At 64.4% G+C, this 20167-nt stretch carries 18 protein-coding genes; 11 read left to right on the forward strand and 7 right to left on the reverse strand.

What is annotated here, in order from left to right; genetic code table 11:
• Positions 1 to 68: 68 nt before the first annotated feature.
• Complete coding sequence (locus tag QN222_RS12935) at positions 69 to 716, reverse strand: hypothetical protein (RefSeq protein ID WP_283961242.1); 648 nt, start codon at positions 714 to 716, stop codon at positions 69 to 71.
• Positions 717 to 1089: 373 nt separating this feature from the next.
• Here QN222_RS12935 and QN222_RS12940 point away from each other — a divergent pair, with 373 nt between their 5' ends.
• From QN222_RS12940 to mnhG, 10 genes are all read left to right on the forward strand, one after another.
• Positions 1090 to 2043, forward strand: a complete 954-nt coding sequence (locus QN222_RS12940; RefSeq protein ID WP_283961241.1) for a nucleoside hydrolase — start codon at positions 1090 to 1092, stop codon at positions 2041 to 2043.
• 78 nt (positions 2044 to 2121) lie between these two features.
• Positions 2122 to 3132, forward strand: coding sequence for a ligase-associated DNA damage response exonuclease (locus QN222_RS12945; RefSeq protein WP_283961240.1), 1011 nt, complete (start codon positions 2122 to 2124; stop codon positions 3130 to 3132).
• Between the two features lie 5 nt (positions 3133 to 3137).
• Complete coding sequence (locus tag QN222_RS12950) at positions 3138 to 4757, forward strand: cisplatin damage response ATP-dependent DNA ligase (protein WP_283961239.1); 1620 nt, start codon at positions 3138 to 3140, stop codon at positions 4755 to 4757.
• A gap of 112 nt (positions 4758 to 4869) precedes the next feature.
• Positions 4870 to 7539 carry an EAL domain-containing protein gene (locus QN222_RS12955; protein ID WP_283961238.1) on the forward strand — a complete coding sequence of 890 codons (2670 nt, stop codon included), beginning with the start codon at positions 4870 to 4872 and terminating at the stop codon, positions 7537 to 7539.
• A gap of 201 nt (positions 7540 to 7740) precedes the next feature.
• Positions 7741 to 10668 carry a monovalent cation/H+ antiporter subunit A gene (locus tag QN222_RS12960; RefSeq protein ID WP_336621026.1) on the forward strand — a complete coding sequence of 976 codons (2928 nt, stop codon included), beginning with the start codon at positions 7741 to 7743 and terminating at the stop codon, positions 10666 to 10668.
• Positions 10668 to 11015, forward strand: a complete 348-nt coding sequence (locus QN222_RS12965; protein ID WP_283961236.1) for a Na+/H+ antiporter subunit C — start codon at positions 10668 to 10670, stop codon at positions 11013 to 11015. The genes QN222_RS12960 and QN222_RS12965 overlap by 1 nt, the downstream gene beginning before the upstream one ends.
• The gene (locus tag QN222_RS12970) at positions 11008 to 12624 is read left to right on the forward strand and encodes a monovalent cation/H+ antiporter subunit D (RefSeq protein WP_283961235.1); all 1617 of its coding nucleotides are present in this window, start codon (positions 11008 to 11010) and stop codon (positions 12622 to 12624) included. The genes QN222_RS12965 and QN222_RS12970 overlap by 8 nt, the downstream gene beginning before the upstream one ends.
• Positions 12625 to 12626: 2 nt before the next feature.
• Positions 12627 to 13112, forward strand: coding sequence for a Na+/H+ antiporter subunit E (locus QN222_RS12975; RefSeq protein WP_283961234.1), 486 nt, complete (start codon positions 12627 to 12629; stop codon positions 13110 to 13112).
• Positions 13109 to 13390, forward strand: a complete 282-nt coding sequence (locus QN222_RS12980) for a K+/H+ antiporter subunit F (RefSeq protein WP_153436990.1) — start codon at positions 13109 to 13111, stop codon at positions 13388 to 13390. Before QN222_RS12975 ends, QN222_RS12980 begins: the two co-directional genes overlap by 4 nt.
• Positions 13387 to 13758, forward strand: a complete 372-nt coding sequence (gene mnhG, locus QN222_RS12985) for a monovalent cation/H(+) antiporter subunit G (RefSeq protein ID WP_283961233.1) — start codon at positions 13387 to 13389, stop codon at positions 13756 to 13758. The genes QN222_RS12980 and mnhG overlap by 4 nt, the downstream gene beginning before the upstream one ends.
• 61 nt (positions 13759 to 13819) lie before the next feature.
• Here mnhG and cobM read toward each other — a convergent pair whose 3' ends face one another.
• Positions 13820 to 14578 (reverse strand): precorrin-4 C(11)-methyltransferase, encoded by a 759-nt coding sequence (cobM, locus tag QN222_RS12990; RefSeq protein WP_283961232.1) that lies wholly within the window; start codon positions 14576 to 14578, stop codon positions 13820 to 13822.
• 23 nt (positions 14579 to 14601) lie between these two features.
• Entirely contained in the window at positions 14602 to 15834 is a 1233-nt protein-coding gene (cbiE, locus tag QN222_RS12995; RefSeq protein WP_283961297.1) for a precorrin-6y C5,15-methyltransferase (decarboxylating) subunit CbiE, read from the reverse strand.
• Here cbiE and QN222_RS13000 point away from each other — a divergent pair.
• Entirely contained in the window at positions 15812 to 16612 is an 801-nt protein-coding gene (locus tag QN222_RS13000; protein ID WP_283961231.1) for a cobalt-precorrin-6A reductase, read from the forward strand. The two genes, cbiE and QN222_RS13000, sit on opposite strands and share 23 nt — an antisense overlap.
• Here QN222_RS13000 and QN222_RS13005 read toward each other — a convergent pair.
• From QN222_RS13005 to cobG, 4 genes are read right to left on the reverse strand one after another with little or no spacing between them, the layout of a single operon-like run.
• Positions 16576 to 17340: a precorrin-3B C(17)-methyltransferase gene (locus tag QN222_RS13005; RefSeq protein WP_283961230.1), complete on the reverse strand. Its 765-nt coding sequence runs from the start codon at positions 17338 to 17340 to the stop codon at positions 16576 to 16578. The genes QN222_RS13000 and QN222_RS13005 overlap by 37 nt on opposite strands.
• Positions 17337 to 18089, reverse strand: a complete 753-nt coding sequence (locus QN222_RS13010; protein WP_283961229.1) for a precorrin-2 C(20)-methyltransferase — start codon at positions 18087 to 18089, stop codon at positions 17337 to 17339. Before QN222_RS13010 ends, QN222_RS13005 begins: the two co-directional genes overlap by 4 nt.
• The gene (locus QN222_RS13015) at positions 18086 to 18718 is read right to left on the reverse strand and encodes a precorrin-8X methylmutase (RefSeq protein WP_283961228.1); all 633 of its coding nucleotides are present in this window, start codon (positions 18716 to 18718) and stop codon (positions 18086 to 18088) included. The genes QN222_RS13010 and QN222_RS13015 overlap by 4 nt, the downstream gene beginning before the upstream one ends.
• A gap of 2 nt (positions 18719 to 18720) precedes the next feature.
• Complete coding sequence (gene cobG, locus QN222_RS13020) at positions 18721 to 20082, reverse strand: precorrin-3B synthase (protein ID WP_283961227.1); 1362 nt, start codon at positions 20080 to 20082, stop codon at positions 18721 to 18723.
• Positions 20083 to 20167 lie beyond the last annotated feature (85 nt).

The raw sequence follows: 20167 nt of genomic DNA on the forward strand, positions 1-20167 counted from the left end.
CATAAACGTGATCAATCCTAATAAGCCGAGCCGCGGGACGCGACGGAAAACCGCACACGCTTTTCCTCCTAATGGCCGGCGGGCGCCTCCGCGCTCTCGACCATTTGCTCGGCGGCTTCGCCGGCCTCCGCGCCTTCCGTTGCTGCCGCCGACGGATCGACGCAAAGCGAGTGGTCCTCCATGGCGCTCATCAGGGCGCGCACCTCGTCAAGCTCAAGCCGAACGGTCTTGCCGTGGAACATGCCGGAGGCGTTCGCGGCCCCGTCATTGTAAGAAGCGCGGAACGGCTCCTCCATGCCCCTGACGCTCCGGGGACCGGGAGCAAAAAGAACCTCGGCGCCGATGGCCGCACCGCGTACCGCAGCCCGCTCCTCCGGCCCCGCCGCATCGAGCACGACGACCTGGTAGAGATCGGCCTTCTCCTTGTGCGATAGCGCACCGACCACGCGCAGCGCCGTCCTGATGCGGTCTGGTCCGCTCGCCCTGTCGGTCTTTACATGCGTCCTGACCCAGCGCTGGCCCTTGTGATCGAGCTTCAGCGTCCGGATCGTCGTACATTCAAGCCCGGATCGCGACGGCTCGGCAAGACGGGCCATGAGCCTGTCGCGGCCGACATAGACGGCGGCACCACCGGATGCGGCGGAAACACTGAGCGCGGCGGACAGGATGACCACCAGCCTTTTGGAAGGACGCAATCTGCTGAAAATAGCCTTCACCCGCGGCTCCGCTGTCGTCTTCGAAATTGCAAAGAAAAGCCCGCAGGCCGTTGCCACGATAAGTCAACGACCTTTCGGAAAGTTTAAGTCCGTCCAGCGGGATGCTCCCGCGGGAGCCGTTCATGGCGACTGACCGCATGCAGGCCTTGCTCTCGCGCCGGGCTCAACTAAAAGGGATGCCGCAATTCTTCACGCGGGGGGACTAGCCGGATCATGGCGCCTATCGGAATAGTCGGAGCAGGCATCATCGGGCGCGAGCGCGGAACTGTTGTCGACAGGCGAAAGCGTTGATTTGACACCTTTCGGTATGCGCCGCTTTTCCATAGGGCGGCGTTCTCACTTTCCTCATCCCAGAACAAGAAAAGACGAACACATGCACAAGGTTATTTTCGATACGGATCCCGGCGTCGACGACGCGATGGCGCTTCTCTTCCTGCACCGCCACCCGGATATTGATCTCATCGGCATCACCTCCGTTTTCGGTAATGCCTCGGTCGAGACGACGACGCGAAACGCGCTCTTCCTGAAGCAGGCGTGGAACATCGCGGCACCGGTCGCCAAGGGGCTCGGCGAGACCTTTAATCACGGCCGCCCCCATGTCGGCTGGCCGACGGGCATTCATGGCGACGACGGGCTCGGCAATATCGACGTGCCGGAAACGATCGACCTGCCGCTCGACCCCCGTCCGGCCCATCGCTTCATCATCGATACGGTGCGGGCCAATCCCGGCGAGGTGACGCTCGTCGCCGTTGGGCGGATGACCAATCTGGCGCTGGCGCTCAGCGAAGATCCGGAAATCGCCGCGCTGGTCAAAGAGGTCGTGATCATGGGCGGCGCCTTCGACGTTCCCGGCAACATCACGCCGGCGGCGGAAGCCAACATCCACGGCGATCCGGAAGCAGCCGACGTGGTGATGACGGCGCCCTGGCCCGTCACCGTCATCGGCCTCGACGTGACCACCCGGACGGTGATGACGCGGGCCATGCTGGTCGATATCGCCGAGCGTGGCGGCGCGCCGGCAAGACTCCTGTCCGATATCTCGCAGTTCTACATCACCTTCTACGAGCAGCATGTCGACGACGGCATGATCGTCCATGACAGCTGTGCCTGCGCCTATGTGGTTGCGCCGGACTTATTCCGCACCCGCAGCGGCTCTGTCCGCGTCATCTGCGGTGGCATCGCCGACGGGCAGACGATCCAGAAACCGGATGCGCGCCTGTTTCCGCCGAGCCCCTGGGACGGGCTTCCGAGCCAGAAGGTCTGCACCGCCATCGATGCCGAGGGCGTGCTTAGACTGATCGCCGATACACTCTCGTTAAATCACTAAGGCGCGGCTCAGACGCGGGCGGCGAAAATCTTGTCCGCATAGCTGGCAGACGCGCCTCTGCCGGCTATCTTTGTTTGCATGAGACCGGACAACCTGCTCTACCCCGCCCCCAGGGGACTCTACTGCGAGAAAGGCGACTTCTACATCGACCCGGTTCAGCCGGTCGAGCGGGCGCTCATCACGCACGGCCATGCCGATCATGCCCGCGCGGGTCACGCTCACGTGCTCGCGACTCGTGAGACGCTCGACATCATGCGCATCCGCTACGGCGATGGCTTTTGCGGCGCGAGCCAGATCGCCTCCCTCGGCGAAACGATCACCGTCAACGGCGTGACCGTCCGTTTTCACCCGGCCGGCCATGTGCTGGGCTCGGCGCAGATCGCCGTCGAGGCGGATGGAACGCGGATCGTCGTCTCCGGCGACTACAAACGGCGGCCGGATCGGACCTGCCGGGCTTTCGAGCCGGTCCGCTGCGACGTCTTCATCACCGAGGCGACCTTCGGCCTCCCGGTCTTTCACCATCCGGACGACGGCGCCGAGATCGCCCGACTGCTGATGTCGCTACGGCAGTTTCCAGAGCGCGCCCACATGGTCGGTGCCTATGCGCTCGGCAAGGCGCAGAGGGTCATCGCCCTCCTGCGCCAGCAGGGCTATGACGATCCGATCCACATCCACGGCGCACTCGCCAAACTGTGCGAGTACTACCAGAGCGAGGGCATCGATCTCGGCGAAATCCGCCCAGCGACGTTGGCCGGCGAGAGCCGGCAGGATTTGGCCGGCGCCATCGTCATCGGCCCGCCCTCCGCCTTTGCCGATCGCTGGGCGCGGCGCTTCGCCGAGCCGCTTGCTGTCTTCGCCTCCGGCTGGATGCTCATCCGCCAGCGCGCCAAGCAACGCGGCGTCGAACTGCCCCTCGTCATATCCGATCACTGCGACTGGGCCGAACTCACGGGAACGATACGCGAGATCGCGCCGGCCGAAGTCTGGGTGACGCATGGCCGTGAAGAGGCCCTGGTGCGCTGGTGCGAATTGCAAGGCATTCCGGCGCGTCCGCTTCACCTCGTCGGCTACGACGACGAGGGAGAGTGAGAGCCATGAAGGCCTTCGCCGAACTGCTGGACCGGTTGGTTCTGACGCCGCAGCGAAATGCCAAGATCCGCCTGCTCGCGGACTATTTTCGCGAGGCCGGCGACCCGAGCCGCGGTTACGCTCTTGCCGCGATCGCCGGTACGCTGAGTCTCAATACGGTCAAGCCCCAACTGATCCGCGACCTCTTGCTCGAGCGCATGGACGACGTGCTGTTTCGCTATTCCTATGACTATGTCGGCGATCTCGCGGAGACCGTCTCGCTGGTGTGGGAGCCGCCGCAGGAGCGCGTTGCAGCCGATATTCCGCTCGGAGAGGTCGTTGAACGGCTGCAGATGGCGGGCCGGTCCGAGGTGCGATCGCTCGTCCGCGACACGCTCGATCAGCTCGACACGTCGGGCCGCTTCGCCTTTCTGAAGCTCGTGACCGGGGGCCTCAGGATCGGCGTTTCGGCACGGCTGGCAAAACAGGCGCTGGCAGAAATGGGCGGCAAGGATGTCAGCGAGATAGAAACCCTCTGGCACGGTCTGACGCCACCCTATCTGCCGCTTTTTCTCTGGCTCAACGGCGAAGCGGACATGCCGGTCCTCAAGACGCCGGCGGTCTTTCATGCCGTCATGCTCGCCACACCGGTCGGCGAAGGCGATCTCGCAGGACTGGATCCAGCGGACTTCGCCGCCGAGTGGAAATGGGACGGAATCCGCGTGCAGCTGGCGAATATCGGCGGCGTGCGGCGGCTCTATTCCCGCAGCGGCGACGAGATTTCCGGCGCATTTCCGGAAATCCTCGAAGCGGCCGACTTTACCGGCGTCATCGACGGCGAACTGCTGGTGGGCGGGACGGCCCGCAGCAACCAGGCGACCGGCACCTTCGCGGACCTGCAGCAGCGCCTGAACCGCAAGACCGTCAATCGCAAGATGCTGGAGGACTACCCCGCCTTCATTCGCGGCTACGATATCCTCTTTTCCGGCGAACGGGACATCCGGAGCGAACCTTTCCAGACCCGTCGCGAGGTCCTCAGTGCAGTGATCGAAGCCGCATCGCCGCAGCATTTCGACTTGTCGCCGCTCGTCCCCTTCTCGACCTGGGAGGAACTCGATCGGCTTCGCTCGAACCCACCGGACCCGGTGATCGAAGGCGTCATGCTCAAGCGGCTGGACTCGCCCTATGTCGCCGGCCGGGCGAAGGGACCCTGGTTCAAGTGGAAGCGGGAACCCTTCAATATCGACGCGGTGCTGATGTATGCGCAACGCGGCCACGGCAAACGATCGAGCTACTATTCCGACTTCACCTTCGGCGTCTGGACGGAGAGCGACGGGCAAACCGTCTTGGTCCCGGTCGGCAAGGCCTATTTCGGCTTTACCGATGCCGAACTCGAAATTCTCGACCGCTTCGTTCGCGACAATACGGTCGAGCGCTTCGGTCCGGTACGAGCTGTCCGCGCCGAGCCCGACGCCGGCTTCGTCGTCGAGGTCGCGTTCGAAGGCCTCAATCGCTCGACCCGGCACAAGTCGGGCGTCGCGATGCGCTTTCCGCGCATCGCCCGCCTGAGGGCGGATAAACTGCCGCGGGACGCCGACAGGCTCGAAACATTGCAGGCGATGATCGAGGAGAAGGCACTGCGATGACGAACAACGAAGCCGATATGCAAGAATCGAACGAAGCAGGGCAATAATTGTTAAGAAGAATTTGTAATCATCCCGCGGTTCTTCGCCGTATGCACCGCCCTGGGGTGACCTTGTGTCAGATAAACGTGCCGTTAACCTTGGAGAGCCTTGGTTCTCTCGGGTTTTGACACCGAGCTATTTACCGACGTTCATTGCGACCCTTGTCGTCGTGATCGCGGGATTCCTTGCCGATAACCAGAATCTGGTCATCTCCGAAGCACGGGAGCGCGCACTGGTGGCGGACGAGCTCAATCCGATACGCTCGAGAATCGAATCCAGCATCAACGGCAACCTCCAGCTTGTTCGCGGCCTGATCGGCACGATCGCAACCGAACCCGGCATGCAGCAACAGCGCTTCGGCGAGCTGGCCCGCAGCATCTTCACCGAGCGGTCGCAGCTTCGCCACATTGCGGCCGCTCCGGACCTTGTCGTATCGATGGTCTATCCGACCTCCGGCAACGAAAGGGTCGTCGGGCTCGATTACCGCAAGAACGAAAGTCAGCGCACCGCGGTGATGCGCGTCAGGGAAACCGGCAAGATGGTGCTCGCCGGCCCGGTCAACCTCGTCCAGGGCGGCAAGGGCCTGATCGGACGGTTTCCGGTGTCGACCGATTTTGGCGGCGGCAGCAATCGCTTCTGGGGCGTCGTTTCGGCGGTGATCGATGTCGAGCGCCTTTATCACGACAGCGGCCTCGTCTCTTCGGCGCTCGGCATCGACATTGCGATAGCGGGTCGCGACGGCCTCGGACGCGAGGGAGCGGTCTTCTTCGGCGATCCCGCGATCTTCAGCCACGCCCCGGTCGAGATGAGCGTATCCCTCCCCGGAGGTTCATGGAGCATCGCCGCCATCCCCAAGGGCGGTTGGCCGGCGACGCCTGCCAACGCCTGGCAGATCCGTCTCCTGATCGCGATCGGCGGCTTGATGATCATCATTCCCATGCTCTTCACGGGCCGGCTCATGGCCGAGCGCCAACGGAACATTCGCGCTCTGAAGCAAAGCAAGGATCAGCTTCAGGAACTTTCCCATCGGCTGAAGATCGCGCTCGACACGTCCGAAATCGGTATTTGGGAACTCGATATCGAGAGCGGAAAGTTGCTGTGGGACGGCCGGATGAGGGAGCTCTACGGCATCGGGAATTCAATGCGCGAAATCTACGAAGACTGGAAGAATACGCTGCACCCGGACGACCTGGCACGCGCCGAAGGGGAGTTTGCCGAAGCGCGGGCGAGCGGTGGCGCCTATAATTCCGAGTTCCGCATCCGCCTCGCTGGCGGCGAGGTCCGCCACATACGGGCGATCGGCTCCACCCACGTCGGCGCAGACGGGCGCCGGAAGATCGTCGGCGTCAACTGGGACGTGACGGCCGACTTCGAAACGAGAGCCACGCTTTCCGAGGCCAAGCGGCTTGCCGAGGCCCATAGCAGCGAACTGGAAGCCGCGCGCCATCGGATGGAATTCAACGCGCTGCACGATCCGCTCACCGGCCTGCCGAACCGACGCTTCCTCGACCAGATCCTCGCCGACCGCAGCCAGCATTTCGACGATCGAGCGAAGCTCAGCATATTTCATATGGATCTCGATCGCTTCAAGCAGATCAACGACACGCTCGGCCATGCTGCCGGCGACGAAATCCTGAGGCATGCGGCTGAACTCTTGCGGCGGAATGCGCGTGAGGGTGACTTCGTTGCCCGCATCGGCGGCGACGAATTCGTGATCATCCGGCAAAGCCACGGCCAGGACGAGGACGCCGCGCTTGCATCACGTGTCATCGAAGCGATGAGCGTGCCGGTCCGCTACAAGGATCAGGAATGCCGTATCGGCGTCAGCATCGGCATTGCCGCCCAATCGCTCGCGGGAGACGAGCTTTCGCAGGTTCTCGTCAACGCCGACATCGCGCTTTACGAGGCCAAGCGCCGCGGGCGCAACAGGCACGAGACCTTCACCGGCGCGCTGAAGACGGCGGTATTCCAGACCAAGCAGACCGCCGACGAAATTCTTCGCGGTCTCGAGCGGAATGAATTCATCGCGCATTTCCAGCCGCAATTCTGCCCGACCTCCCTCGACGTCATCGGCGTCGAAGCGCTGGTGCGGTGGGATCACCCGACCAAGGGACTGCTCAGCCCGCATGCATTTCTGAAGACAGCGGAAGATATCAACGTCGTCGCATCGATCGACCAGAAAATCCTGGAACAGGCGCTGTTCCAGATCTGGAGGTGGGAAGCGAACGGCATCCGCATCCCGAAAGTCTCGGTCAATCTCTCCTATCCGCGGCTGCGCGACGACGGCCTGATCGAGCGCCTCAAGCAGATGCGGATACCCGAAGGGCGACTTTCCTTCGAACTGCTCGAATCGATCTCCTTCGACGAAAACGACGTGGCGGTGCTCTCGAACATCGAGCGCATCAAGGAACTCGGAATCGACATCGAGATCGACGATTTCGGAACCGGCTACGCCTCCATTCTCAGCCTTACGAAACTGACGCCGCGCCGGCTGAAGATCGATCGGCAGCTGATCGTGCCGATCCTGACCTCGCCGGCGCAGCGACGGCTCGTCGAATCGATCATCGACATCGGCACCTCGCTCGGCATCGAAGTGATCGCCGAGGGCGTCGAGACGCTGGAGCATGCCCGCATCCTCAGGGAGTTGGGCTGCCACGGGCTGCAGGGCTACGCCTTCGCCCGGCCGATGAATGCCAACGATCTCGCCACATTCGTTTTCGAGCGCCGCTGGCAGGCCGCCTAGACACGCGGAAACCGTCGCCGGATTTGGTGCGTTTTTCTTTCCGCAAGGCTTGGCAGTCGCCCGGAAAAAAGTCATAAAAACATATGCCTTTGCCGCTTCGCGGATGATCCGGGCATCGTTTGCGGTGGTCGCCTTTAAGCGACACTCCTGCCGGGACCCCTGGTCCCACTCTCCAACATACCCAACGAGGGGAACGGAACGATAGAATACGCGGGAAAATTGCTGCCTGTTTTCATTCTCGCGCCTTTTGCGGGAAGCCTCATCGCAATCTTCTTTCCGTCCGATCAACGCGGTGCCACGGCCTGGTTCGCAGGTGCGATCGCCCTTGTCTGCTTTCTGGTGACCGCGGGACTCTATCCCTTCGTCGCTTCCGGCGGGGTGCTGCGTTATCAACTCGACTGGATCCCCGAGCTCGGGCTCAACTTCACACTGCGGATGGACGGCTTCGCCTGGCTGTTTTCGGCGCTGATCACGGCGATCGGCGTTCTCGTCGTCCTTTATGCCCGCTACTACATGGCTGCCGAGGACCCGGTCCCGCGCTTCTTCGCGCTGTTCCTTGCCTTCATGGCATCGATGCTCGGCGTCGTGCTCTCCGGCAACCTCATCCTGCTTGCGGTTTTCTGGGAGCTGACGAGCATCGTCTCTTTCCTGCTGATCGGCTACTGGCACCACAATGCGCACGCCCGCGACGGCGCGCGCATCGCGCTGACGATGACCGGCATGGGCGGGCTTTGCATGCTGGTCGGATTGCTGATCATGGGCCGGATCGTCGGGAGCTACGATCTCGACGTCGTTCTCGCCTCGGGCGATGCGATCCGCAACCACCCGCTTTACTTGACCGTCCTCATCCTTCTGCTGCTCGGCGCCCTCACGAAGAGCGCGCAGTTTCCCTTCCATTTCTGGCTGCCGCACGCGATGGCTGCGCCGACGCCGGTCTCTGCCTATCTACATTCGGCGACCATGGTGAAGGCCGGCGTCTTTCTGCTTGCGCGGCTGTGGCCGGTGATGGCCGGCACCGAGGCCTGGTTCTGGATCGTCGGCCTCGCCGGGCTCACGACCCTCCTGCTCGGCGCCTATTTCGCGATCTTCCAGCAGGATCTGAAGGGGCTCCTCGCCTATTCGACGATCAGTCATCTGGGGCTCATCACCGTGCTCCTGAGCCTCGGCAGCCCGCTGGCAGCCGTTGCCGCGGTCTTCCACATCGTCAACCACGCCACCTTCAAGGCCTCGCTGTTCATGGCCGCGGGCATCATCGACCACGAAACCGGCACGCGCGACATGCGAAGGCTGAGCGGTCTCTTCCACTACATGCCGATCACCGCCACGCTTGCCATGGTGGCAAGCGCGGCAATGGCCGGCGTGCCGCTGCTCAATGGCTTTCTTTCCAAGGAGATGTTCTTCGCCGAGGCGATCGAGACGCACCTCATCAACACGCTCGATACGATAACACCCTATGTCGCGACGATCGCGAGCATGTTTGCCGTCACCTATTCCCTGCGCTTCATTCACGGCGTCTTCTACGGCCCCATGCCGAAGGATCTGCCCAAGAAACCCCACGAACCGCCGCGCTGGATGCGCGCGCCGGTGGACTTCCTCGTGCTTGCCTGCCTCGTCGTCGGCATCATCCCCGCGCAGACGATCGGTCCATTCCTGCACACGGCCGTCGTCTCGATCCTCGGCGATCGCACGCCGCAATACAGCCTTGCCGTCTGGCACGGCTTGAACGTCCCGCTGATCATGAGCTTCGTGGCGCTGTCGGGCGGGGTCGGCCTCTATTTCCTGATGCGTTCCTACCTTGCGACCAGTGTCGAAGGCCCGCCGGTCTTCCGCCTGCTCCAGGGTCAACGAATCTTCGAACGCGTGCTGGTAACGCTCTCATGGAAGTGGGCCCGCTCGCTGGAGCAGAGGCTCGGCACGCGCCGCCTGCAGCCGCAGATGTGCTACGTCGTCCTCCTTGCACTCGCAGCCGGGGCGTCACCGCTTGTGCTCGGCGGCTTCAAGCTTCCGCCGCTCGTCATACGCGGCATCGATCCGGCTTTCGCCCTGCTCTGGGTGATCGGCATCGCCTGTGCCGTCGGTTCGGCCTACCAGGCGAAGTTTCATCGGCTTGCAGCGCTCGTGCTGCTCGGCGGCGCGGGCCTCGTCACCTGCATCACCTTCGTCTGGCTTTCCGCACCCGACCTCGCGGTAACCCAGCTTCTGGTCGAAATCGTCACGACCGTGCTGATCCTGCTCGGATTGCGCTGGCTGCCGAAGCGCATCGAGCAGCCCGAGGATGCCGAGGATCTTCCCTTCCGCATCCGCCTCAGGCGGCTGCGCGACTTCATTCTCGCGATCCTCGCCGGCGGCGGGGTGACGGTCGTCGCCTATACGGTCATGACGCGGCCACTGCCGGAAACCATCGCGAGCTATTTCCTTGAACGGGCCTACACAGAGGGCGGCGGCACCAACGTCGTCAACGTCATCCTCGTCGACTTCCGCGGCTTCGACACGCTTGGCGAGATCGCCGTGCTCTGCATCGTCGCCTTGACGGTCTTTGCGCTTCTCTTGCGCTTCCGTCCGCAGGCCGACAGTCTGGAGGCCCCGGAACAGCAGCGGGTGCAGAACGCCTTCGACGACGACCACCCGGACCGTGCAGCCGGCGACAGCGTCGCCGAGTACCTCTTCGTGCCCTCCGTCATCATGCGGTGGATGTTCCCCGTCACCGGTCTGCTGGCCGCCTATCTCTTCCTGCGCGGACACGACCTGCCGGGCGGCGGCTTTGCCGCGGGCATCGCCATGTCGATCGGCTTCATCCTGCAATATATGTCGGGCGGCACCCGCTGGGTCGAGGAGCGGTTACGCATCCACCCGCTGCGCTGGATGAGCATCGGCCTTCTGGTCGCAACGGCGACCGGCGCCGGATCGTGGGTCTTCGGCTATCCGTTCCTCACCTCGCACGCACAGTATGCAACCTTGCCGATCGTCGGCAAGTTCCCGCTGGCGAGCGCCATCCTCTTCGATCTCGGCGTCTTTTCGCTAGTCCTCGGCGCCACGGTGCTGATCCTCATTGCGCTGGCCCACCAGTCTGTCCGCGCGCCGCGCGCCCACATGCGGGCAGTGCGCGCCGAAAAGGAGGGGGTTCGGTAATGGAACTCATTCTCTCCGCGGGGATCGGTGCGCTGACCGCGTCAGGCGTCTATTTGTTGCTGAGGCCGCGTACCTACCAGGTCATCATCGGTCTCTCACTGCTCTCCTATGCCGTCAATCTGTTCATCTTCGGCATGGGGCGGCTGCGCGTGAACGCGCCGCCGGTGCTCGACCCGGGCGGCGTCGGCGACCTTGCGCAGTACACGGATCCCGTGACGCAGGCGCTGGTGCTGACCGCGATCGTCATCGGCTTTGCCATGACGGCACTCTTCCTCGTCGTGCTGCTCGCCTCGCGCGGCTTCACCGGTACCGACCATGTCGACGGAAGGGAGCAGCGCCATGATTGATTGGCTGCATCACCTTCTCATCATCCCGATCCTGCTGCCGCTCGCCGTCGGCGCGGCGCTGATCCCGATCGACGAGCGCAACCGGATGCTGAAGGGTGTCTTCGGCTTCGGCTCGACGCTCATCGTCTTCGTTGTCGCCACGATCCTCATGCATGTTGCCGCGAACGCCGGCAACCTGCCGGAGACCGGCATCTATCAGCTTGGCAACTGGCCGGCTCCCTTCGGCATCGTTCTCGTGCTCGACCGTTTGTCCGCGCTGATGCTCTGCCTGACGGCAGGTCTGGCGCTTGCCGCCCAGGTCTATTCCATGGCGCGCTGGCACACGGCCGGCCACCATTTCCATTCGCTGTTCCAGCTTCTCATCGCCGGTCTCAACGGCGCCTTTCTGACGGGCGACATCTTCAATCTCTTCGTTTTCTTCGAAATGATGCTGGCCGCATCTTATGGCCTGCTGCTGCACGGCTCCGGCCCCGTGCGCGTCAAGGCCGGCTTGCACTATATCGCGATCAATCTTGCTGCCTCGTCGCTGTTCCTCATCGGCGTCAGCCTGATCTACGGCGTCACCGGCACGCTGAATATGGCCGACCTTGCCACCAAGCTCGCAACACTTACGCCTGAGAACCGGCAACTCGTCGAAACCGGCGCCGCGATCCTCGGCATCGCCTTTCTCGTCAAGGCCGGCATGTGGCCCCTGAGCTTCTGGCTGCCGCCGGCCTACGCGGCCGCGACGCCGCCGGTCGCTGCGGTCTTTGCCATTCTGACCAAGGTCGGCATCTACGTGATCGTCCGCCTGCACTTCCTCATCTTCGGTGCGGCCGCCGGGCCTTCGGCAGGTTTCGGCCAGGAGTGGCTCGTTGCCGGCGGCATGCTGACGATCGCGTTCGGCGCGATCGGCGTGCTCGCTTCACAGGCGATGGGCAGGCTTGCCGGCTATTCGGTTCTCGTCTCCTCCGGAACGCTGCTTGCGGCGATCGGCCTCGGCCACGCTGGGATGCTCGCCGGCGCCCTGTTCTATCTCGTCAGCTCGACACTGACGATTTCCGCCTTCTTCCTGCTCATCGAACTCGTCGACCGCGGCCGCGATGCCGGCGCCGACGTTCTGGCGGTGACGATGGAAGCCTATGGCGACTTCGATGAGGATGAAGAAGAGGAGGAGATCGGCGTCGCGATACCGGGCACAATGGCCGTTCTCGGCCTCTGCTTCTGCCTCTGTGCCGTGCTTCTTTCCGGCCTGCCTCCCCTGTCGGGCTTCGTCGCCAAGTTCGCGATCCTGCGCGGCCTCTTCGACATGCCGGGAGCCGATCTCACAACCGCGATGTCTGCCGCCGATTGGACCTATGTGGTGCTTCTCATCCTATCTGGGCTTGCCGCCATGATCGCGATGAACCGCATCGGCATTCGCACCTTCTGGGCCTCGATCGAGGGCACGGTACCGCGGGTTTTCGTCATCGAGATTACGCCCGTTCTCGTCCTGCTCGCCGCCTGCGTCTTCCTGAGCCTGCAGGCCGGCCCCGCCATGCGCTACATGCAGGCAACCGCTGACGACCTGCTCAACCCGTTGTCCCAGAGCGAGCGTGTTCTTTCCGCGCCAAGGGCGGGGGGACAATAACGATGCGCACCTGGTTTCCCTATCCGCTGCTGACGACCGTGCTGCTGGTGATGTGGTTGCTTTTGAACCAGTCGCTGGCGCCGGGCTCGATCCTCATCGGCCTCGTTCTCGGTATGGTGCTCGGCTGGGTGACGCTCAAGCTGCATCCCGCGAGATCGCATCTGCATCGCATCGGGCGCGCGGCTGGCTTCCTTCTCGAGGTTATCGCCGACATCGTCCGCTCGAACATCGCCGTCGCGTCGATCATCCTTCGCGCCCACCGTTTCCCCGCGAACGCCGGGTTTCTGACCGTCGACCTCGATCTCGAAGACGAGAACGCTCTGGCGCTGCTGGCCTGCATCATGACGGCAACGCCGGGAACGGCATGGCTCGAATACGACCGCCGCCAGAAGACCCTGCTTTTCCATGTGCTGGACCTGCAGAACGAGGAGGTTTGGCGCGGGACGGTCAAGCGTTACGAAGCGGCGTTGAAGGAGATATTCCAATGACTGAGCTTGCGATCACCTGGTCGGTGCTCCTCTCCCAGGTCATGCTCGGTCTGGCGATGGCCTGCGCACTTTATCGCATCGCCAGGGGGCCACGCGCGCAGGACAGGATCCTCGCGCTCGATACCCTCTACATCAACGCGATGCTGATGCTGCTGTCCTTCGGCATCCGCAGTGCGAACACGATCTATTTCGAGACCGCATTGATCATAGCGCTGATCGGCTTCGTCTCTTCGATCGCCTTCGCGAAATTCCTGATGCGTGGTGAGGTGATCGAATGAGCCATCTGACCGACCTGCCAACCTGGGCCGCCGTCGGTGTCTGCAGCCTGCTGCTTCTCGGCGCGGCGATGACGCTGATCGGTTCGCTCGGCCTGCTGCGGCTTTCGAATTACTATGAACGGCTGCACGCCCCGACAATTGCGACCAGCGGCGGCACGATCCTGATCTGCCTGGCGTCGATGCTCTGCTTCGCCGTGCTGCAAAGCCGCTGGATCTTCCACGAGCTGCTGATCATCTTCTTCGTCACCGTGACGACGCCGGTGACGCTGGCGCTGCTCGGCCAGGCGGCGCTCTACCGCGACCGCTTTGAAGAACGAAACGGCGTGCCGCGCAAGCACAAACCGGAAAGCGAGAAAAGCACCGACTGATCGATTCTAACAAGTTCGAGCGGGATGCGTGCGGAAACCGCACACACTTTCCTCGCCCGCTCTACTCGCGGCCGCGAAAGCGGCGCTGATAGGCGGGGTCGTAGAGCGAACTCTCGCGGAAGTCCGCGGCTTCGAGGCCAGGCCCGACGAAGATCAGCGCCGTGCGTTCGATCGGCTCGAGCGCGACCCTGGCGGCGATGTCGCCGAGCGTGCCGCGCAGGACCCGCTCGTCCGGCCATGACGCCTTGACGACGATCGCAACCGGGCAGTCGGCGCCATAGAGCGGCGTCAACTCCTCGACGACCCGGTCGAGCGCATGGATCGCGAGGTGGATCGCCAGCGTCGAGCCCGTGGCGCCGAAAGCAGCAAGCGTCTCGCTGTTCGGCATCGGCGAGGCGCGCCCGGAAACGCGGGTCAACACCAGGCTTTGCGCCACTGCTGGAATTGTCAGCTCCCGGCCGAGCGTTGCTGCGGCCGCGGCAAAAGCCGGCACACCGGGCGTCATGGTATAGGCGATACCATGCTTCTCGAGCCGGCGAATCTGTTCGGCGACCGCGCTCCAGACGGAAAGATCGCCCGAATGCAGTCGAGCCACGTCCTCGCCGGCGCGCGCCGCGCGAACATATTCCGCTTCGATCTCATCGAGAGACATCGGCGCCGTATCGATGATGCGGGCGCCGGCCGGGCAATACTGCAGAAGCTCGGGCGACACGATCGAGCCGGCATAGAGGCAGACCGGGCAGCGTCCGATCAGGTCCCTGCCCCTGACCGTGATCAGGTCTGCCGCACCCGGGCCTGCGCCGATGAAATGAACTGTCATATCCAATCCTCTTAGAAATTCGCTCAGGGCTTGACCCAGGACCATTGCGTGACCGGCATCGCCGGCCGCCAGCCGGTCATCGTTCCGAGCGGCGAGGCTCGGGCGATGTCGATGCGGATCAGCGAGCCGCCAAGCTGCGCATGCTGTGCGATGAGAACGGCCTCCATTTCCGTCGTCACCGCATTCGCCACCAGCCGTCCGCCGGGGCGAAGCGCAGCAATCGCGGCATCCATCACACCGGGCTCGCTGCCGCCACCGCCAATGAAGATCACGTCCGGCGGCGCGAGGCCACGAAGCGCGCCCGGCGCCTCGCCTTCTATCACCGCCAGCCCGGGCACGCCGAAGCGCGCCGCATTGCGGCCGATACGCGCGGCACGCTCGGGCGAGGCCTCGATGGCGATGGCGCGCATCGCCGGGTCCGCCAGCATCCATTCGATGGCGATGGAACCCGAACCGGCGCCGACATCCCACAGCAACTCACCCTTGCGCGGCGCCAGCGCCGAGAGCGTCAAGGCACGGACCTCGCGCTTGGTGATCTGGCCGTCATGCTCGAACAGGGCATCGTCGAGACCGGCGGCGAGCGGCAACACGCGCGCTTCGGCATCGGCAACGACTTCAATGGCGCAGACGTTCAAAGGATCGAGGTCTTCGAGCGCGAAGCTCGATGCGATCTGCCGCGATATACGTTCGCGTGCGCCGCCAAGCGCCTCCAGAACGGTAAGCTGGGATCGACCGAATCCGCTGTCGCAAAGGAGAGCGGCAAGCGCCTTTGGACCAACTTCATCCGAGGTCAGTGCCAAAACACGGGCGCCCGGGTGCAGATGCGGCCGGATCAAATCTAGCGGGCGCCCATGCAGCGAAACCGTCGCCACGTCCTGCAATGCCCAGCCGAGCCGTGAAGCCGCGAGGCTGAAGGACGAGGGTGCAGGAATGACGCGCATTTCGGCAGCATCGATCCGGCGTGCAAGCGTGGCGCCGGCGCCGAACAGGAAAGGGTCGCCGGAGGCGAGCACAACGACGGGGCTGCCCCGCCGTGCAACGATCGCGTCGACGGACTTTTCGAAGGGGCTCTGCCAGGCCTGGCACTCGCCCGTTATCAGGGAGCCCACAAGCTCGATATGCCGGGCTCCGCCGAAGGCGACCGGCGCGGTCGCAATCAGCCGCTTGGCCTCGTCGCCGAGACCCGCTACACCATCCTCACCGATACCGATGATCACCAACCAGGGGGCGACGATGGCCGAAGCGCTGTTCGACATGTCAGCCATGGACAGACCTCGCATTCTGATCCTCGGCGGCACGACCGAGGCGCGGCAACTGGCCGAGCGTCTTGCGGCCGATCCTCGCTACGATGCGGCCATCTCGCTCGCAGGCCGCACCGCCGACCCGCGCCCGCAACCACTGGCGACCCGTGTTGGCGGCTTCGGCGGCGCAGAAGGGCTTGCCGCCTTCCTCAAGGCGGAGAGTGTCGCGCTGCTGGTCGATGCGACGCATCCCTTCGCCGCCCGTATTTCTCACAATGCCGCCGCGGCGGCGGCAGCAACCGGAACGCCGATCTTTGCTCTCCGCCGCCCCGCCTGGGAACTGGAACGCGGAGACCGCTGGACGCGCGTCGAGAGCGTGGCCGAGGCCGTGTCCGCACTCGGTGGAGCGCCGCGTCGCGTTTTCCTGGCGATCGGCCGGCAGGAGGCGTTCCACTTCGAGAAGGCCCCGGAACACAAGTACGTCGTTCGCAGCGTCGACCCCGTGACGCCGCCACTCGCCCTGCCCGACGTCACCGCAATTCTTGCCTGTGGTCCTTTCGCGGAAGCGGACGAGATCGACCTCCTCGAGGAACACGACATCGACATCGTCGTCGCCAAGAACAGCGGCGGCACCGCGACCTATGGCAAGATCGCCGCGGCACGCAAGCTCGGGATCGAGGTGATCATGGTCGAGCGCCACAAGCCCGCCGACGTGCCGTCGGTCGGCGATTGCGATGAGGCGCTCGAACGCATCCATCAGAGGCTTTCCCCGGTAAAGGACCGTGGCGTGTAGACGAGATCGGGCTTGCCGTCGCGCGGCACGATGCGCGTTTCCGGAGAGCCGATGATCACGCAGGTCGCCATGTCGGCGCGGTTGGCATCGGCCTCGCCGAGCGGCATCACTGTAATGCGCTCATCGGGGCGGCCCGCCGCGCGGCCGAAGATGACCGGTACGTGAGGAGGCAGAACCTGCCGCAGGATGGCGAAAGCCTCTCCGAGCTGCCATGGCCTCGCCTTGCTGATCGGGTTATAGAGCGCAATCACCAGCCCGGCCTCGGCGGCAAGCCGCAGCCTTTTCGTGATCACCTCCCAGGGCTTCAGATTGTCGGATAGCGACATCGCGCAGAAGTCATGCCCGAGCGGCGCGCCGCTGCGGGCGGCAACCGCAAGCATCGCGGTCACGCCGGGCGTGATCGTGAGATCGACCTTGCGCCATTCCGCCGGCCCCTTCTCGATCGCCTCGCAGACGGCGGCCGCCATGGCGAAGATGCCGGGATCGCCGCCCGAAACAACGCAGACATCGGCGCCCGCGGCGGCGCGCACAAGCGCCGCCTGGGCCCGCTCCAGTTCCTCGCGATTGTCCGAGGCGATGCGGTGCTGGTCGGCCCTAAGGTCGAGACGGTCGAGATAGGGGCCATAGCCGAAGAACTCGGTCGCGGCGGAAATCGCCTCGCGCGTCTCGGGCGTCATCTGCGTCGGATTGCCGGGACCCGTACCGACGATGAAAAGCTTGCCGGTCATCGCCTGTCCTCCCGGGGCCTGTCGGTCCAGCCCGGGACGAGCACGAGCGAGAAATAAGGCGCCTCGTCGTTGGGCTTCTCGCCAAGCGGGATCATCGCGGAATTCTTCATCGTGCCACGTTCGACGTAAACGGCCGCGTCCAACCTGCCGGCGGCGGCAAGCGCCCGGCGGATTTTTGGCAGGTTGCGGCCGACTTTCATGATCACCGCGGCCTCGGTATCGGCAAGGCGGCGCTGAAGCTCAACCTCGCCCATCGTGCCGGGCAAAACGGACAGGACGTCATCGCCTTGGACGAGCGGCAGCCCCGCAAGCGACCAGCAGCCGGACATGGCGGTGATGCCCGGAACAACCTCGACCGGGAACCGGCCGGCGAGCCGCACATGCAGGTGCATGTAGGATCCGTAGAAGAGCGGGTCGCCTTCGCTGAGCACGGCGACGGTGCGTCCGGCCAGGAGATGCGCTGCGACTGCCTCGGCGGAGTCGTTGTAGAAATCGGTGATCTGGCTCTTGTAGGCGCCGTCGTCCTTGTCGATCTCGGTCGTTACCGGATAGTAGAGCGGCAGTTCGATGAGACCGGGCTTCAGCAAGCCCTCGACAACCGCACGGCCATTGCCGTTGCGCCCCGCCTTGGCGAAATAGGCGACGACATCCGCCTCGCCCAGCGCCCGCACCGCCTTCACCGTCAGAAGCTCGGGATCACCCGGACCGGTGCCGACGCCGATCAATCTGCCCATCTCGACCGCGCTCACAGGCCCGGCCTCGCGAGTGAGTTGAGCGCCGCCGCCGTCATTGCGCTGCCGCCAAGACGGCCGCGCACGATCGCGAAGGGGACGCCATAGGAGTTTTCGGCGAGCGCGTCCTTCGATTCCGCCGCGCCGACGAAGCCGACCGGCATGCCGAGGATCGCAGCCGGTTTCGGCGCGCCGTCGCGCAGCATTTCGAGCAGGTAGAAGAGCGCGGTCGGCGCATTGCCGATCGCAACGACGGAGCCGGCCATCCGTTCGCCCCAGAGTTTCAGCGCAGCCGCAGAGCGCGTATTGCCGATCTCGGCCGCGAGCGTGACCGTTCGCGGATCGCGAAGCGTGCAGATGACGTCGTTGCCTGCTGGCAGCCGCGCCCGCGTCACGCCATGCGCCACCATTTCCGCGTCGCAGAAGATCGGTGCGCCGTTCTTCAGCGCGGTGCGCGCTGCGGAGACGAAGTCCGGCGAGAAGACGAATTGGCGCGCGGCCTCGACCGAGCCGCAGGCATGCACCATGCGCACGGCGAGATCGGCTTCCTCCTCGGAAAAGCCGGAAAGATCGGCCTCCGCCCGGATGATCGCAAAGGAACGCTCATAGATGGCGTTGCCATCGCGGATATAGTCGTAGTCCGGCATTTCTATCCCTGTTCAAACGCGGCGGCGATACGCGCGGCCCCGAGCCGTGTAAGACAGGACCGCGCCGATTCGCCAGCGTCTTTGTTTTCCCGCACCAGCGCACCGAGATGCGCGAACGCGGATTTTATTCCATTCGCATCCGTGTAGGCGCTCGGCGCGACGGAAGCAGTACCATTTACGACAAGCGCATATCCTGATGGCGCACCGACAAGCGTCAGCTCCGCAGATGATGGTCGCGCGCATCCCTTGGGACAGCCGGAGAGATGCACGGTCAACGAACCGTCGAGCAGTTCGGGCGCGGCATCGACCACGACCCGTGCCACGGCTTTGGTCTCCATCAGTGCGGATGCGCAGGCGCCAGTGCCGGCGCAGGTGGCGATATGGTTGCGCGGATCGTCCGGGGCGATGCGAAAGCCCAGCGAGAACGCGAGGCCTTGCATTATCGCGGCGGCTTCATGATCGAGTCCGAGCACGAAAAGCCCGTGTCCCGGCGCAAGCCGGATCTCAGCCGCAGCCAGTTCCTCCGCCTTGCGCAGGAGAGCCGTCAGGCTGGCCGCATCCGCCTGGGCGTAGGCGAGGCCCACACCAAGCACGGTGGCGCCGTCGGCAAGCGTGTGCAGCCCGGCGACCGGCATGGCCGGTTCCGTCGCCAGGATCAGTCCCGTCGGCTGATACGCTCCGCCGGCCAATTCGGTCTTGATCACCTCCAGATCGAGATCGCGGCCACGCGCCGCATCGCCCATGGTGGCAAGCCTGCGGAGAACGGCAAGGAGGCCGGGAACGACCTTGCGATGATCGAGCAATGCGACCGGCCGCGCCGTGCCGCCAAGCGAAAGCAGCCAGGCCACGTCGTCATCCGTTTTCACCGCCTTCAAACGCAGGTCGGCAACGATGTTGTCGAGGTGAAAGCGGCCGCCACCGTCGATGATGATCGAGAGCTTCGGCGCGAGCTTGAGGGGCGAATCGAGCGCGGTGATCGCTTCGCGAAGCGCCAGCGCCAGCGGACGAGGATCGATGATCTCGTCCGTATCGACGCCGGCGAGCGGCGGCGTTTCGATCGCCACGCCCTCGGCAACCCCAATACCTGCTTCGCCGATTGCCGACGCCAAGCCTGCGACGTCCGCTGCCGTCAGACCCCGGACCTGCAGGTTGCCCCGCGCCGTCACTTCCAGGATGCCATTACCGAAGCGCTCGGCGGCGACGGCAAGCACCCGCAGTTCCGCTGGCGTCAAGCTGCCTGTCGCGGGCCGCAGCCTGACCAGCAATCCGTCGCCGGTCTGCATCGGTTTCGCAAGCGACGGACAAGCGCCCCGCCGCATGGATGCATTGGCCCCGTCTGATCTGGGCGTGGCACAGCTTGTCATTGCTTTGGTCAATCCTCCCGGCACCAGGTAAGGGTCCCCGCCGCTCTCGATGGACGCTATATCACAGGTGCGCGCTTTGAGAGAG

Origin of the sequence: Sinorhizobium sp. 6-70 (assembly GCF_030124375.1) — a bacterium.
In the GTDB taxonomy this organism is placed as follows: Bacteria; Pseudomonadota; Alphaproteobacteria; order Rhizobiales; family Rhizobiaceae; genus Sinorhizobium.

What these genes read in the sequence shown, in the direction of transcription:
- QN222_RS12940 (WP_283961241.1), top strand. Translation starts at nt 1,090, where the DNA reads ATGCACAAGGTTATTTTCGATACGGATCCCGGCGTCGACGACGCGATG.
- QN222_RS12945 (WP_283961240.1), top strand. Translation starts at nt 2,122, where the DNA reads ATGAGACCGGACAACCTGCTCTACCCCGCCCCCAGGGGACTCTACTGC.
- QN222_RS12950 (WP_283961239.1), top strand. Translation starts at nt 3,138, where the DNA reads ATGAAGGCCTTCGCCGAACTGCTGGACCGGTTGGTTCTGACGCCGCAG.
- QN222_RS12965 (WP_283961236.1), top strand. Translation starts at nt 10,668, where the DNA reads ATGGAACTCATTCTCTCCGCGGGGATCGGTGCGCTGACCGCGTCAGGC.
- QN222_RS12970 (WP_283961235.1), top strand. Translation starts at nt 11,008, where the DNA reads ATGATTGATTGGCTGCATCACCTTCTCATCATCCCGATCCTGCTGCCG.
- QN222_RS12975 (WP_283961234.1), top strand. Translation starts at nt 12,627, where the DNA reads ATGCGCACCTGGTTTCCCTATCCGCTGCTGACGACCGTGCTGCTGGTG.
- QN222_RS12980 (WP_153436990.1), top strand. Translation starts at nt 13,109, where the DNA reads ATGACTGAGCTTGCGATCACCTGGTCGGTGCTCCTCTCCCAGGTCATG.
- mnhG (WP_283961233.1), top strand. Translation starts at nt 13,387, where the DNA reads ATGAGCCATCTGACCGACCTGCCAACCTGGGCCGCCGTCGGTGTCTGC.
- cobM (WP_283961232.1), bottom strand. Translation starts at nt 14,578, where the DNA reads ATGACAGTTCATTTCATCGGCGCAGGCCCGGGTGCGGCAGACCTGATC.
- QN222_RS13000 (WP_283961231.1), top strand. Translation starts at nt 15,812, where the DNA reads ATGGCCGAAGCGCTGTTCGACATGTCAGCCATGGACAGACCTCGCATT.
- cbiE (WP_283961297.1), bottom strand. Translation starts at nt 15,834, where the DNA reads ATGTCGAACAGCGCTTCGGCCATCGTCGCCCCCTGGTTGGTGATCATC.
- QN222_RS13005 (WP_283961230.1), bottom strand. Translation starts at nt 17,340, where the DNA reads ATGACCGGCAAGCTTTTCATCGTCGGTACGGGTCCCGGCAATCCGACG.
- QN222_RS13015 (WP_283961228.1), bottom strand. Translation starts at nt 18,718, where the DNA reads ATGCCGGACTACGACTATATCCGCGATGGCAACGCCATCTATGAGCGT.
- cobG (WP_283961227.1), bottom strand. Translation starts at nt 20,082, where the DNA reads ATGACAAGCTGTGCCACGCCCAGATCAGACGGGGCCAATGCATCCATG.